Here is a 17,578-nt window from a genome sequence, read left to right as displayed (position 1 = left end):
CCTTTTTCTTTTTTCATATCACATAGCTGAGGTGCCAAAATGAAAAAACAAGATAATATTGCAAAAGTGTATCCGTTAACTCCGCTCCAAGAGGGCATGCTATTTCATTCTATTTTGGATGAGCAAACAAGTGCCTACTATCTCCAGATGACTGCCACGATTCAGGGTGAATTCGATCTTCCATTGTTTCAACAAAGCATGAATAAGCTAATCGAAAACTATGAGGTTCTCCGGACAGCATTTGTGTATCAAAATTTACAACGTGCTAGACAGGTTGTGTTTAAAGAGAGAAAAATGCAGGTATATTTTGAGGATATCACGCGTTTTGCAGATGATGAGCAAAAAGAATATATTGAAACTTATAAAAACAGAGGAAAAGAACAAGGCTTTCATGTAACGAAGGACGTGCTTATGAGGGCCTCCATTTTTAAAACCGGTGATAACATCTATCAATTTTTTTGGGCTTTTCATCATATCATCATAGATGGTTGGGGATTAGGGATTCTTATTCATAAGCTTCTTAGCTATTATGCTACCTTGAAGGCAAATAAATCAATTCCACGAGAAGTGTCTAAGCCATACAGTGAATATATAAAATGGCTAGAGAAGCAAAATAAAGAAGAGGCATTGAAATATTGGAATAAGCATTTGGAGGGTTATGAACTGCATACGGAATTTCCTAAAAACAAGCCGCAGACTGGCAAGGAAAGCTATGATCTGAAGGAGGCACTTTTTACATTAAATCAGGAAACAACCAAAAATCTCCAACAGATCGCAAACCGTAATCAGGCAACGTTAAGCAATGTATTCCATGCCATTTGGAGCATTTTGGTCAGTAAATATAAAAATACGGAAGATGTTGTATTTGGTTCAGTTGTTTCAGGCAGGCCTCCAGGAATACAAGGCATTGAACATATGGTAGGTCTGTTCATCAATACTATTCCGACTCGCTTACACGTCAACCCCTTGCTGTCTTTTCAGGAAGTGATAAAAAATGCACGCGAAAATGCAATCCAATCTACGAAGTATGACTATGCCCCTTTATATGAGATACAAAGTCAGTCATTGGTAAAACAAGAGCTAATCGACCATCTTGTTACGTTCGAAAATTACCCAGACAACAACATGGATTCTTTGGAGGAAGCCTTGGGATTTCGTATCCGTATTGAAAATGGAGAAGAGCAAACCACCTATGACTTAAATGTAGTTGTAGCGGTAGCACCTTGGAACGAGATGATGATTAAATTCAGCTATAATGCGAATGTTTATGATTCAGCTTTTATTACTAGAATGCAAGATCATCTTCAAAGCATTGTGGCACAGGTCATTAACACCCCTGATATACTCCTCAAGGATATATCAATTCTGACAGAGCAGGAAAAACAACAGCTAGTAGTAGAGTATAATAACACAGCCTCTGACTATCCAAAAACAAAAACAATCTATGAGCTATTTGAGGAGCAGGTTGTTAAAACGCCGCATCAAGTAGCAGCCGTATGTCGAGAAAAACAGCTGACTTATCAGGAATTAAACGAATCTTCCAATCAACTCGCGCATGTTCTAAGAGAGAGTGGGGTTACTGGTAGTAGCGTTGTTTCCATCATGGCAGAGCACTCCTTGGAATTAGTTGTCGGGATACTCGCTATTTTAAAATCTGGAGCTGCTTATTTGCCGATTGATCCAGATTATCCAGAAGATCGAATTCGGTATTTGCTAGAGGATAGTCAAAGCACTCTTTTGCTAACCCAGCAAAAGTTTTCCAATAAAATTGATGGCCATAAGATAGAGAGCCTCTATCTAGACGATCAAGACCTATATCAGGGGAGTACTGTTAATCTGATTAATAAAAGCAGTGTGGACGATTTGGCCTATATCATCTATACCTCAGGATCGACTGGAAATCCAAAGGGAGCAATGATCACTCATCAAGGGCTTGTCAATTATATTTGGTGGGCTAAAAAAGTGTATGTACAAAATGAGATTATTCATTTTCCGCTTTACTCGTCCATTTCGTTTGATTTGACCGTCACATCTATCTTTACTCCACTAGTTTCCGGCAATACGATCTATATTTATGGAGGAGAAGATAAGGTACAGGTTATTCAAGACATACTCAGAGATAATAAAGTTGGAATCATAAAATTAACCCCTACACATCTAAAACTAATAGAGGAATTCGATGGTACGAACAGTAACATCAGGAGATTTATAGTGGGTGGCGAGAATTTACAAACACAGCTTGCTGGCAAAATAGTCCGTAACTTTGGTGGAACTGTACAAATCATGAATGAATATGGTCCTACGGAAACAGTAGTAGGTTGCATGCTCTATACATTTGATCCGAATCATACCTCTCAAGATTCTGTACCAATCGGAGCACCAGCCGACAATGTAGAGATCTACTTATTAGACACAGCCTTACAGCCAGTCCCAATTGGTTCGATTGGAGAAATGTACATTGCTGGCGATGGTGTTGCTAGAGGCTATTTAAATCGTCCTGAATTGACTGCAGAAAAATTTATAGAAAATCCCTTTAAACCCCAGGAGAGAATGTATCGAACCGGGGACCTTGCGAGATGGTTGCCAGATGGCAATATGGAATATATGGGAAGAACGGATCATCAGGTAAAAATACGGGGTCATCGCATAGAGATGGGAGAAATTGAAGCAAAATTAGTACAACATGAAATGATCAAAGAAGCTGTCGTCATTGTCGAAAAAGATGAATCAGCGCAAAATGTTCTCTATGCTTACATTGTCTCTGATGCTGAACTGCCTGTATCTGAACTGCGCGAACATATAGGAAGTACTTTGCCACCTTATATGATTCCCTCTTACTTTATCAGACTGGAAGAAATTCCTTTAACAGCCAATGGTAAAGTTGAGAGAAAAAAATTGCCAAAACCTGATGGCTTCATTCGTACAGGAGTTGAATTTGTAGCACCGCGCACTCTTATCGAAGACCAATTGGTAACGATCTGGAAGGGTATTTTAAACATAGATAAAGTTAGTGTTTTAGATAACTTTTTTGAATTAGGTGGACATTCTCTGAAGGCAATGACGGTTATTTCTCAAATCTCGAAAGCATTCAATGTTGATTTACCCTTAAAGGTATTATTTGACACACCTACCATTGCTGCCCTTTCTCATTATATAGCTAACACAGAAAGCGGAATGTACTCGGCAATTGAACCAGCAGTATTGCAGGAGTATTATCCAGTCTCCTCTGCTCAAAAGAGAATGTATATTCTTCATCAGCTTAATAAGGACAGCGTTAGCTATAACATGCCAGGTGCTCTCATCATGGAAGGGAATTTAGATATACAACGCTTTGAATATGCAATGAAAAGCATAATTACACGACATGAAGCACTACGTACTTCCTTCCATACGATAGAAGGTGAACCAACACAAAAGGTACATTCATCTGTGCAAGTAGAAATCATGCGAATGCATGCTAAGGAAGATCAAATAGAGCAGATTATTAGCGATTTTATACAACCATTTGATTTATCTATGGCACCATTGCTTCGAGTCAGCTTGCTTACATTAGAAGAACAAAAGCATCTCTTCCTGTTAGATATCCACCATATCATATCAGATGGAGTATCTATTTCTGTATTTATCGAGGAGTTTATGAAGCTCTATGATGGTGAGAGCTTACCTGAGCTGCGTATCCAGTATAAGGATTTTACAGTATGGCAAAACGAGCTGTTCCGATCCGAGATATTTGAAAAGCAAGAAAACTACTGGATCAACACATTAAAAGGTGAAATACCGGTACTTCAGCTGCCTACGGATTCACCCAGACCAGCTACTCAAAGCTTTGAAGGGGATGGGGTTGACTTTGTCATTTCAAAACAGTTGACTTCAGGGCTCTATGAAATAGCAGCAAAATCAGGAGCTACCCTGTACATGGTGTTGTTATCAGCTTATAGTGTTCTTTTATCCAAGTATGCGGGCCAGGAGGAAATCCTTATTGGTTCACCCATAGCTGGACGAAGACATGCTGATGTTGAACGAATTATGGGAAGCTTCATTAATACGCTAGCGATGCGAACCTATCCTGAGGCGGGTAAGACAGTAGACGAGTTCATTGTTGAAGTGAAGCAAATGACATTAGGAGCATTCGAGCATCAAGATTATCCATTTGAAGCCTTGGTAGATAAATTAGATGTACCCCGTGATTTTAGTCGAAATCCGTTATTTGATACGATGCTTGTGCTACAAAACATGGATCAAACCGCATTGGAGCTAGATCAATTAAGAATAACACCATATGACTTTGTCCACTCTGTTTCAAAGGTAGATATGACACTCTTTGCTTCCGAGGCGGACGGAGAAATTCATTGTAAATTACAATACAGCACAGCGCTATTTAAACGTGAGACCATTGAGCAGTTCATCAAACATTTCACAATGATCATGGGTGTCTTTACTGAAAATATAGGGATAAAGCTAGCCGAAATTCCTTTATTAACAAAAGAAGAGCAAGCTGATCTCCTGACAAGAACATCTGGGATAAAAGTAGATCCTCCACGTGATATGACGATGTATGATTTGTTTGAAGCATGCGTAAAGGAATACCCTGTACAAAATGCAGTCGTGCTCGGAAAAGATAAATTGACTTATCAGGAACTACATGAAAAAGCTAACCATGTTGCAGCTCTATTACAGGCAAAAGGGGTACATGCCAATAAGATCGTAGGAATTATGACTCCTCCATCGTTAGAAATGATGGTTGGGATCATGGGGATTTGGAGGGCAGGTGGAGCTTACCTGCCGATTGATCCGGATGCCCCAATGGAGAGAATTACTTATATGCTTGAAGACAGCAAGGTAGACGTTGTTGTAACGTTGAACGATTTGTCAAATGCTCTTCCAGCATCAGTAAGCACGCTTGCGCTGGATAAAGCAATGCTTTACCACGAGCTGCAAATACCTGCTGCAACAAAGGTGAGTTCAGAGGATTTGGCTTATGTCATATACACATCCGGTACGACCGGAATGCCAAAAGGAGTGCAAATTGCTCATCGTAATGCAATAAACTATGTTTTCGCATTTACACGTCAGGCTAATGTAACATGGGAAGATAAAACAGTGCTCGTATCTTCCTACGCATTTGACCTAGGCTATACAGGAATTTTCTCTGCTATTTTGTCAGGCAGTGAATTGCATTTATTGACAAAAGATGAATATATCAATGCGGAGCGTTTACTATCGTATATCAGTGAAAATCAGATCACTTATGTTAAATTGACTCCTTCTCTATTCAGTGTAGTAGTTAAAAGTGAGTCATTCATGAAGACAAATTATTGCGATTCCCTACGTTTAATTGTAATGGGGGGAGAGCCGATTCGAGTGACTGATGTGATGACATACCTTGATCAATATCCTTCAGCACAGATCATGAATCACTATGGTCCTACAGAGACGACCATTGGGTGCATCACACATATATTGCATGCAGATAATTGTGAGGAATTTGCAAACCGGCCGTTTATAGGTAGACCGATTGCTAATACACAGGCATACATTCTTGACGAAAGAGGTCAGTTAGTCCCGCCTGGCATTGTTGGAGAGTTATGTATTAGTGGTGAAGGTGTATCTAAAGGATATTTAAACCAGCCTAGCTTAACAGATGAAAAATTTGTCTCAAATCCATTTAACCCAGGCACGAGTATGTATCGTACAGGTGATTTGGCGAGATATTTCTCAAATGGAAATATAGAATATGTAGGAAGAGCAGATCAGCAGGTAAAAATTTCCGGCTACCGCATTGAATTAGGTGAAATTGAAAAGCAATTATTACAGCATCCATTCATCAAAGAGGCAGTTGTTATTGCTGCGCAGGAAGATGAGTCTCACTTGCTATATGCTTACTTTATTTCTGAACAAGAAATTACAGTATCTGATTTGCGGGAGCATGTGGGGAGCATGTTACCTATTTATATGATCCCTTCTTATTTTGTTCGCATGGATAAAATTCCACTTACACCGAATGGCAAGGTAGACCGCAAAGCTCTTCCAAAGCCTGCGGGAACCATTGTTACAGGCTCAGAATACGTGGCTCCGAGAAATCATTTGGAAATGCAAATAAGCGACATATGGAGTGAAGTTCTTTCTGCTAACAAATTCGGGGTGGAAGATAACTTTTTTGCATTAGGCGGACATTCGTTAAAAGCAATGAGCATGATCTCCAAATTAAACAAGGTATTTCAGATAGAAGTACCGTTTAAAACCATTTTTGAAAATCCGACAATTGCTACATTGGCCAAATACATTTCCCAAGCTGAGAAAAGAGACTATGTGAATATTCAACCGGCTCCGCTGCAAGAATATTATCCTGTATCTTCAGCTCAAAAGAGAATGTATATCCTTCGTCAGTTAGCCGGAGCTGATCTTGGCTATAATATGCCAGGTGTTATGTATATTGATGGGAAGCTGGATGTACAACGTCTTGAGCTAGCAATGAAGGCACTGGTTCAACGTCATGAATCGTTGCGAACTTCCTTCCACTCCATTAATGGCGAAATTGTTCAACGTATACATGAAGAGATCGACTTTTCCATTTCTTATTCGTCGTCAACTGAAGATCAACTAGATACCCTGATTACAAACTTTATTCAACCGTTCGACCTTTCACTTGCACCGCTATTACGCGTTGGAGTGGTCAAATTAACAGAAGAACGGCATCTTTTCTTAGTAGATATGCATCATATTATAGCAGACGGTGTTTCATTAGGAATTTTTATCAAGGAATTTGTTCACCTATACGAAGGAAAGGAATTGGCTGAGCTTCGCTTGCAGTATAAAGATTTTGCTGCATGGCAGAATGATTGGTTTGAAACAGGTGTATTAAATAAGCAGGAGACGTATTGGCTTACTACTTTTGCAGGAGAAATCCCTCTTTTGAATTTGTCGACTGATTTTCCGCGTCCGCTTAGTAAGAGCTTTGAGGGGGATCGATTTATTTTTGGTACAGGAACGAACCTGATGCAGGATTTATATCGGGTTGCAAATGAGGCAGGGGCAACTCTGTACATGGTCTTATTAGCAGCCTATAATATCTTCCTCTCTAAGTATTCTGGGCAAGAAGATATTATTGTTGGTTCACCTATTGCTGGCAGAACTCATGCAGATGTAGATCAAATAGTAGGAATGTTTGTTAATACGTTGGCTTTACGAAATAATCCGGTTGGAACAAAGACGTTTAGAGAATTTATCGAGGAAGTAAAACGAAATACCTTACAGGCCTATGAAAATCAGGACTACCCATTTGAGGTTCTAGCCGAAAAATTGGATGTACATCGTGAAATGAGTCGAAACCCATTATTTGACACTCTTTTCATTTTACAAAATACGGACAAAAAGACCTTTGAGATCGATCATTTAACTTTCGATCCATATATTACAGGGGTTACACAAGCAAAATTCGATCTCACTTTAGAAGCAACAGAAGAGAGTATGGAGATCGTATTCTGTCTCGAATACTGCACGAAGCTCTTTAAAAGGGAAACCATTGAACGTATGGCGTCTCATTTCGTACAAATTATTCGAGCAGTAACCGAGAATCCAGAGGTCACTTTATCTGAAATCAATATGCTTACATTAGAAGAACAACAACAGGTGCTTATTGATTTTAATGATAATCACGTGCCATATCCTACAGGAACAATTCAGAGCTTCTTTGAAGAACAGGTGGAAAGAACACCAGACCATATCGCACTTCGTTATGCAGGACAAACATTGACGTATCGCCAGTTAAATGAGAGAGCTAACCAACTGGCAATGTTCTTGCGAAATAAGGGAGTACAGCCAGGGCAAATAGTGGGGATAATGGCAGAACGATCCTTTGAAATGATTATCGCGATTTATGGGGTGTTAAAATCAGGTGCGGCTTATTTGCCTATTGATCCAGCTTATCCACAAGATCGTATTCAATATTTGCTTGAAGATAGCGGGGTTACCATGCTTTTGATCCAATCGCATCTGAGTAAACAACTCACAACTGATATCGAATGGATAGACCTTGAGGATGAGCAAATTTATGTAGGAAGTGGCGAAAATCTATGCAACGTAAATCAAGCATCCGATCTGGCTTATATCATTTATACATCCGGTACGACAGGCAAACCAAAAGGAGTCATGATAGAACACCAGTCTATTATCAATTGCTTGCTGTATCGAAAAGAGGAATACGGTTTTAGCCCTAATGACAAGATTTTGCAGATTTTCTCGTTTGCCTTTGACGGATTCGTCGCTAGTCTGTTCTCTCCAATGATGGGAGGAGCGATTTCCGTTTTGCCTGGAGAGGATGATGCGAAAGACCCCTTTGCGCTTAGAAATTTAATTGCAGGTGAAAATATAACGCATTACCATGGCGTCCCTAGTTTGTTACATGCCATTCTGGATTGCTCAACAGCCGAAGATTTAGAGTCGTTGGGTAACGTGACGCTAGGGGGAGAAAAAATAACTCCTCAGCTCGTACAAAAAGTGAAGCAAATAAATCCTGCAATTGAAATTAATAATGAATACGGTCCAACAGAGAATAGTGTTGCCACAACAATCATGCGTTCCATTGAGGCAGGGGAAACAATTACAATCGGCCGCCCTATCGCCAATGTAGCGGTGTATATCCTTGATAGCAATCATCTGTTACAGCCTGTTGGAGTAATCGGTGAATTGTGCATCGGTGGCCGAGGGTTAGCAAGAGGTTATATACAGCGCCCAGACCTTACAGAAGAAAAATTTGTGCCTAATCCCTTCGTGCCAGGTGAACACATGTATAAAACGGGTGATTATGCTAAATGGTTACCAAATGGCACGATTGAATATATTGGCAGGATGGATGAACAGGTTAAAATTAGGGGCTATCGAATTGAGATTGGCGAGATTGAAAATGCCATTCTGACATTTAATCGGATCAATGAGGCAGTTGTTGTCGTTTCAGAGGATTCAAATGAAGAGCAGTTATTAATAGCCTACTTTACAGCTGAAGAGGAGATCACATTAGCTGATCTGAGAGCGCATTTAGCAAAGGCATTGCCTGATTACATGAATCCAACCTATTTTGTGCAGCTAGAGGCTTTCCCTACAACACCAAATGGAAAAATTGATCGTAGGGGATTACCCAAGCCAAAGGGTGATCCAATACTAGGGACAATTTATGTAGCTGCTCGAAATGCAACTGAATCCAGATTAGTTGAGATTTGGCAGAATGTGCTGGGAATTTCGCGAATTGGTGTAAATGATAGCTTTTTTGATCTAGGCGGTCATTCATTAAGAGCTATGACAGTGATGTCTCTTGTGCATAAGGAATGTGGCGTAGAATTGCCTTTAAAGGTGCTATTTGAAAAATCTACAATTGCCCAATTAGCTGCATTTATTGATAAGGCTGCGAAAAGTAAGTATGTTCCTATTCAAGCTGTTTCGCCTAAAGCGTATTACCCGGTTTCATCTGCTCAAAAACGGATGTATATCCTACGTCAGTTTGATGGAGCAGGAACCATTTACAACATGCCAAATGCGCTTTACATGGATGGAAAGCTAGACTATTCACGCTTTGAAGAGACACTACAGCAATTAATAAACCGACATGAGACATTGCGAACCTCTTTCCATTCTGTAAACGGTGAACCGATGCAACGTGTACATCAGTCAGTTGAACTTTCTATTTTCTATAGGGAAGCCTCGGTAGATCAAGTGGATCAGTTTGTAGATGAATTCATTCAAATGTTTGATCTTGAAGCAGCTCCTTTATTACGGATCGGGCTTATCAAATTAGAGGAAGAAAAACATCTTTTCTTAATGGATATGCACCATATTATCTCAGATGGAGTATCAGCAGGGATCTTATTTGAGGAATTTGCGGCGCTATATCGTGGGGAGAGTTTGCCAGAACTTCGGATTCACTATAAGGACTTCGCTGTCTGGCAAAATGAATTTTTCGCATCGGATGCCATCATAAAACAGGAATTCTACTGGACAAACACATTTGCAGGTGAAATCCCTGTTCTCAATTTACCAACCGATTATTCTAGACCTACTGTACAAAGATTTGATGGGGACCAAGTTATTTTTCATACCGGAAAGCAAGTTATGGAGGATTTATACAAGCTTGCGAATGAAACTTCAACAACATTGTATATGGTACTATTGGCTGCATTTAATGTCTTATTATCGAAGTACTCTGGTCAAGAAGAAATCGTGATCGGATCGCCTATTGCTGGTAGAGTCCATCCTGATACGGAAAAAGTAATGGGTATGTTCGTAAATACATTGGCGTTGAAAAACAATCCAAGTGCTCAGAAGTCTTTCAAAGCATTTTTAGCGGAAGTAAAACAAAATACGTTGGAAGCTTATGAAAATCAGGATTATCCATTTGAATCCCTCGTCGAAAAATTAGAAATACAAAGAGACTTAGGTCGAAATCCTTTATTTGATATTATGTTTATTTTGCAAAATATGGAGAAAAAATCGTTTGTATTAGAAGATCTACAAATAACACCTCATGTTACACAAAGGGGCTATTCGAAATTCGATTTAACATTAGAAGCAAACGAAGAGTCATCTGGCATACAGTTCTCGCTCGTATTTAGTACAAGTTTGTTCAAAAAGGAAAGCATCGAAAGAATGGCAGGTCATTTCCTACAAATCCTCGATACTATTACAAAACAACCAGAATTAGCCTTGTTAGAGGTCAGTTTATTATCTGAACAAGAAAAGCAACAAATTCTTGTTGCGTTTAACGAAACATCAACAGACTACCCAAGAATGCTGGCCATTCATCAATGGTTCGAGGAGCAAGCAGAAAAACAACCAGATCATATAGCTGTTGTATCAGAAGGGCATACATTAACGTATCGAGAGTTAAATAATAAAGCAAATCAAGTTGCACGTATACTTCGCCAAAAGGGTGTCGCGTCAAATCACGTTGTCGGCCTTTTAGCTGATCGCTCACATGAAATGATTGTAGGAATATTGGGAATCCTTAAAGCGGGAGGGGCTTATCTCGGCATTGATCCTGAGTATCCATCCGAACGAATTTCTTACATGATGAAAGATTGCCAAGTTAACATTGTTCTTACCCTGCCTCATCTTGCTTTCCAGCTTCAGGAAGAAGTGGACTTGATTTTACTAGACGATGAGAGCATGTATCAAGGGGATGTGACCAATCTTCTGAATGTTACTCGTCCAAGCGATTTAGCTTATATCATGTACACGTCTGGTTCGACAGGTAAGCCTAAAGGTGTAATGGTCGAACATAAAAATGTAATTCGCCTTGTAATCAATACGAATTATGTTCAGGTGAAACCAGAAGATCGAATGATTCAAACAGGTGCTATCGGATTTGATGCTATGACTTTCGAAATTTTTGGAGCATTGCTGAATGGTGGGCGCTTATACCTTGTTCATAAGGATATCTTGTTGGATTCGGAGCTATTAGCTGACTTCCTGCTTGCTAATCAAATTACAACGATGTGGCTTACATCGCCGTTATTTAATCAATTATCACAAGACAATGAGAATATGTTTGCCAGTCTTACTGATTTAATTGTCGGTGGAGATGTCCTATCGCCTAAACACATTAACAAGGTCAAACAAATCAATCCTCATCTTGTAATTTGGAATGGCTATGGGCCAACGGAGAACACCACCTTCTCAACCTGCTTTAGAATTGATGAGGAATTTCTCGATAACATACCGATTGGTAAACCAATTAGCAACTCGACTGCCTATATCCTTGATAAATATAATCACCTGCAACCAATCGGAGTTCCAGGAGAGCTATGTGTAGGTGGAGAAGGCGTTGCTAGGGGATACATGAACAAGCCTGAGTTAACAGCCGAAAAATTCGTGGCTAATCCATTTGTTCCAGGAGAGCGAATGTATCGGACAGGCGATTTGGCTAGATGGTTGCCTAATGGAACAATTGAATATTTAGGACGAATTGATCAACAGGTAAAAATTAGAGGATTCCGAATTGAAACTGGCGAGATTGAATCTGTTCTTGCTAGACAAGATAGGGTAGGGGAGTCTGTCATAACTGTAGTAGAGGACAAGGTTGGTCAAAAAGCATTATGTGCATATTACGTTTCAGAGAATGCTGCTGTTATACCACAATTGCGTGAACAGCTAGCTCAAGAGCTGCCATCCTACATGGTTCCTACTTTCTATGTCCATCTGGAGAAAATGCCGCTTACAGGAAATGGAAAGGTGGATCGTAGAGCATTACCGATACCAGATGGTGACCTAAGTACAGGTGTAGACTATGTAGCTCCAAGCAATCAGATCGAGGAAAAATTAGTTGAGATTTGGAAAAATGTATTAGGTGTCTCCAAGATTGGTGTTAGGGACAATTTCTTTGAATTGGGAGGACATTCCCTAAAAGCAATGACCGTAATTTCCTCCGTGCATAAGGTGTTTCATGCTGAATTACCTTTAAAAATTCTTTTTGAATCGCCGACAATTTATGCACTAGCCGCCTATATTGCTGGCGCGGAAAAGGGAGAGTACGTAGCCATTCCGAAAGCTGCCAAAGCCGATTTTTATCCTGTTTCCTCTGCACAAAAACGGATGTATATCCTTCATCAATTTGAAGGCTCCGGTATCAGCTATAACGTTCCAGGTGTGATGTTCATTGAGGGTAGCTTGGATTACAAGCGCTTTGACTATGCAATGAGAACTTTGATCGACCGACATGAGGCACTGCGGACATCCTTTAAAACAATCAATGGCGATCCTGTTCAGATTATCCATGACCATGTGGATTTTGCGGTTGTTCATCAAGAGGCGTCGGAGGATCAAGTCGAACAAATCGTGGATGAATTTATTCAACCATTTGATTTGGAAATAGCTCCATTAATCAGAACAAGTCTTGTTAGCCTATCAGAAAAACGCCATCTCTTTTTAATGGATATGCATCATATCATTTCTGACGGCGTATCTATGCAGATTATCATCAAGGAATTCGCCCAGTTGTATAATGGGTTAAATCTGCCTGACTCTAACATTCAGTATAAAGACTTCGCTGTGTGGCAAAATGAGCTGTTCCAAACTGAAGTAATTCAAAAGCAAGAAGCGTTTTGGCTCGATACATTCGCAGGCGAATTGCCAATTCTAAATCTTGAAACTGATTTCCAGAGACCTTCTGTGCAAAGCTTTGAAGGTGATCATATCCTTTTTGGCACTGGAAAACAGCTAATGACTGAATTGCAGAATCTGTCTAATGCGACTGGAGCAACCTTATATATGCTTTTGTTGGCAGCTTACAATGTGCTTTTGTCCAAATACACGGGTCAGGAAGAGATTGTCATTGGTACGCCGATTGCTGGTAGATCACACGCAGATGTCGAAAATATTGTTGGTATGTTTGTCAACACATTAGCCCTGAAAAACAAACCATTCAGCGAGCTAACATTCCGTGAATTTGTAGCCCAAGTGAAAGAAAATGCACTAAAGGCTTTCCAAAATCAAGATTACCCCTTTGAAAGCCTTGTAGATCAGCTGCAAATCCGACGTGATTTAAGCAGAAATCCATTGTTTGATACTATGTTTAGCTTGGGTAAAACGGATTCAACTGGATTTGATCTCGATGGCCTCCACTTTATCCCTTATAAAATGAAAGGAGAAATAGCTAAATTTGATATCTCATTGGATGCCTTTGAAATGCAGGATAACATTCAACTTCAATTTAGCTATTCCACCAAATTATTCAGAAAAGATACCATCGAGCGTTGGGCGATCCATTATACGCAAATTTTACAGTCTATCGTTACAAATCCAGATAAAAAGCTTTCGGAAATCAGCATATTGTCAGAGGCTGAAAAAAATCAAATCGTTTATGACTTCAATGCAACGAAAGTGTCTTATCCAATGAATAAAATGTTCCACCAGTTATTTGAGGAACAGGTTGAGAAAACTCCTAACAATCTTGCTGTTATTTGTGAAAATGAACAGCTAACCTATCAGGAGTTAAATACGAAAGCGAACCAACTGGCACACGTATTGCGACAGAAGGGAGTTAAGCCTGAGCGAACTGTAGGCATTATGGTAGATCGATCGATGCATATGGTCGTTGGTATGTTAGCCGTATTAAAAGCAGGTGGAGCCTATGTGCCGATAGATATCGATTATCCTCAAGATCGTAAGGAATTTATGCTCAAGGATAGCGGTGCGGTCCTATTGCTTACCCTGCAAAATCTAGCAGAGCAGCTTGCATTTTCACATGAGATCTTGTATTTGGACCAAGCTGACAATTACCAAGGCGATGGTGCTAATTTACTGAATGTCACTGAAAAACATCATATGGCTTACATTATTTATACTTCAGGGACAACGGGAAAACCAAAAGGAGTTGTAATTGAGCATCAGAGTTATATCAACATAGCATTTGCATGGAGAGAGAAGTATCACCTAGAGACATTCCCTGTTCGGTTGCTTCAGATGGCCAGCTTCTCTTTCGACGTATCGGCTGGCGATTTTGCTAGAGCTTTACTTCATGGCGGACAACTAGTGATTTGCCCAAATGAGGTAAAACTTGATCCAGCTTCCCTGTATGACATGTTAAGCAGATACCAAATAACCATTTTTGAATCAACACCAGCACTCGTTGTACCTTTGATGGAATATATTTACGAACATAAGCTTGATATTAGTCATATGAAACTCCTAATAATTGGAGCAGATAGCTGCTCATTGGAGGATTACAGATCGCTACTTGGTAAATTTGGAAACTCCATTCGAATCATTAACAGCTATGGCGTTACAGAGGCTTGCATCGATTCCAGTTATTATGAACAACCGTTTGAACTTCTGCCTTCAATTGGAACCGCACCAATTGGTAAACCGCTTCCTAACACTACGATGTATATCATGGATCAACATGGAGAGCTGGTACCAATCGGAGTAGTGGGAGAATTATGCATTGGCGGAGCGGGGATTGCCCGAGAATATCTGAATCGACCAGAGCTTACTGCTGAGAAATTTGTAGAGAATCCGTTTGTACCTGGAGAAAAGTTATATCGATCAGGAGATGTAGCAAAGTGGTTACCTGATGGAAATATAGAGTTCCTTGGCCGAATGGATCATCAAGTAAAGATCAGGGGAGTTAGGATCGAGCTTGGTGAGATTGAGTCACAAATGCGGAAGCTTGATGGCCTCAGAGAAGTAGTAGTTATAGCAAAGGAAGATCAAGCAAAGGAAAAATTCCTCTGCGCATATATGGTTACGGATAGAGAGGTAAGCACAGCAGAAATACGTGCCCATTTAACAACTCAGCTACCGATCGCGATGATTCCTACTGCGTTTATTTCACTTGAGGCGATGCCATTAACCGCAAATGGAAAAATTGACAAGCGATCGTTACCAGATCCAGACAATTCTTTGCTTGCTAACACAGAATATGTGGCTCCTCGAACACAATTGGAAGTACAACTTGCTACTGTCTGGCAACAAGTTTTAGGTATTGATCGAGTTGGAAGTAAGGACGATTTCTTCGCATTAGGCGGTCATTCCTTACGTGCTATGATGGTTATTTCTCACATGCATAAAGAGTATCAACTCGATATTCCTTTACGTGTGCTATTTGAAAAACCAACGATTGAAGAAATAGCTCAATACTTGGAAAGGGAGCGCACGAAGCAGATCATTTCGATCCGACCTGCTACAAAGCAAGATTACTATCCGGTCTCAGCAGCACAACGAAGAATGTTTATTCTTAATCAGTTTGATGGGGTAGATATCAGCTATAACATGCCTTCTATCATATTGCTGGAAGGAAAACTCGACTTAGCAAAACTAGAAACGGCGTTTAAAGGTTTACTCAACCGTCATGAGAGCCTGCGCACCTCCTTCGAGTTAGTAAATGGTTCCCCTGTACAGAAAATTCATCCAGCAGTTGATTTTGCTATTGACCATCAGCTAGCAGTTGACGAAGAACTGGAAGAGATCATTGACGAGTTTATTAAACCATTCCAGTTAAATATGGCACCGTTGCTTCGCGTTTTGCTTGTTCAAACCCGATTGGACCGTTATTTGTTACTGATAGATACGCATCACATCATTTCTGATGGAGTGTCATCTGGGATCATAATCAATGAATTGGTGGAATTGTATCAGGGAAGTGCATTACCAGAGCTTGCTATCCAATACAAGGACTTTTCTGTATGGCAGCATGAACAGTCTCAGACTGCTATGTATAAAAAACAGGAAGAGTATTGGGTTCAAACATTTGCAGATGAAATCCCTGTGTTAAATCTACCGACAGATTTTCCAAGGCCTAATACACAAAGCTTTGAAGGCGATTTAATCACAATGGAAACAGGCAAAGAGCTCATGGCAGGTTTAGTTAACATAGCTACCGATACAGGTACCACTCTCTACATGGTCTTGTTAGCGGCATATAATGTGCTCCTTTCCAAATATTCCGGTCAAGAGGATATGATTGTGGGTACTCCGGTTACAGGTCGATCGCATGTTGATTTGCAGAACACTGTTGGTATGTTTGTCAATACATTGGCCATGCGAAACAAACCAGTTCTATCAAAATCCTTTAGGGAGTTTTTATTAGAAGTAAAACAAAATGCATTGCGAGCCTACGAGAATCAGGATTATCCGTTTGAAGAGCTGGTGGAAAAACTGAAAATACAACGTGATGTAAGTAGAAATCCAATGTTTGATACCATGTTTACTCTCCAAAACAGAGGCGAAAAGGCAATAGAATTAGACGATCTACGATTTGTTGGCTATGAAGGAGACAATAAATCGAAGCACTCTAAATTCGATCTAACCTTAATTGCTTCTGAAGAAAGTGACCAAATCCTGATTAGTGTGGAATATTGCACGAAATTGTACCGGTCTGAAACGATTGAACGATTACTGACTAATTTTCTACAGATCATGAAAGCTATCATAGATAATCCTGATGTAAAATTAGCTGCTATTGAAATGCTGACGAATGAAGAGAAAAACCGGCTTTTACGAGAGTTTAATAACACAGAAAGAAATCAGCGGGATACAACGATTCATCAGCTTTTTGAAGAACAGGTAAGAAAAACTCCGGATCAAGCAGCACTTATCTGGAACAAGCAGAATGTAACCTATCAAGAGCTAAATGAAAGAGCCAATCAATTAGCCCGTACACTACGTAATAAAGGAGTCGTTCCTAATCAGCTAGTAGCGATCATGGCAGAGCGTTCCGTCGAAATGATTATTGGTGTATTGGGAATTTTGAAAGCTGGGGCAGCCTATGTTCCGATCGATCCAGCTTATCCTATTGACCGGATTGAATATGTCTTACAGGATAGCGGTGCTATTCTTTTGCTGACACAGTCCCATTTGAGCTATAGCACTTCAGCTAATATGATAAGGCTGGATTTAGACGAGCAGAAGAATTATGTATCTGACGGGACTACGAATTTAAAAGCTATAAACAAACCAACTGACTTGGCTTACGTAATCTATACCTCAGGTACAACTGGAAAGCCAAAAGGGGTCATGATCGAACATCGTTCCATTGTGAACTGCCTGCAATGGAGAAGTGACGAGTATGCTTTTACTCCAAAGGATAAAGCGT

The 17,578-nt window shown here is 40.0% G+C and carries 1 protein-coding gene; it reads left to right on the top strand.

What is annotated here, in order from left to right:
- Positions 1-39: 39 nt before the first annotated feature.
- A partial coding sequence (locus QZ995_RS08750) for a non-ribosomal peptide synthase/polyketide synthase (protein WP_301805634.1) occupies positions 40-17,578 on the top strand: 17,539 nt, incomplete at its 3' end.

This window comes from Brevibacillus laterosporus, assembly GCF_030489605.1.
Taxonomy (GTDB): domain Bacteria; phylum Bacillota; class Bacilli; order Brevibacillales; family Brevibacillaceae; genus Brevibacillus_B; species Brevibacillus_B laterosporus_E.
The sequence above is the reverse complement of the archived record's forward strand: the minus strand, read 5'-3'. Positions and strand labels throughout refer to the sequence as shown.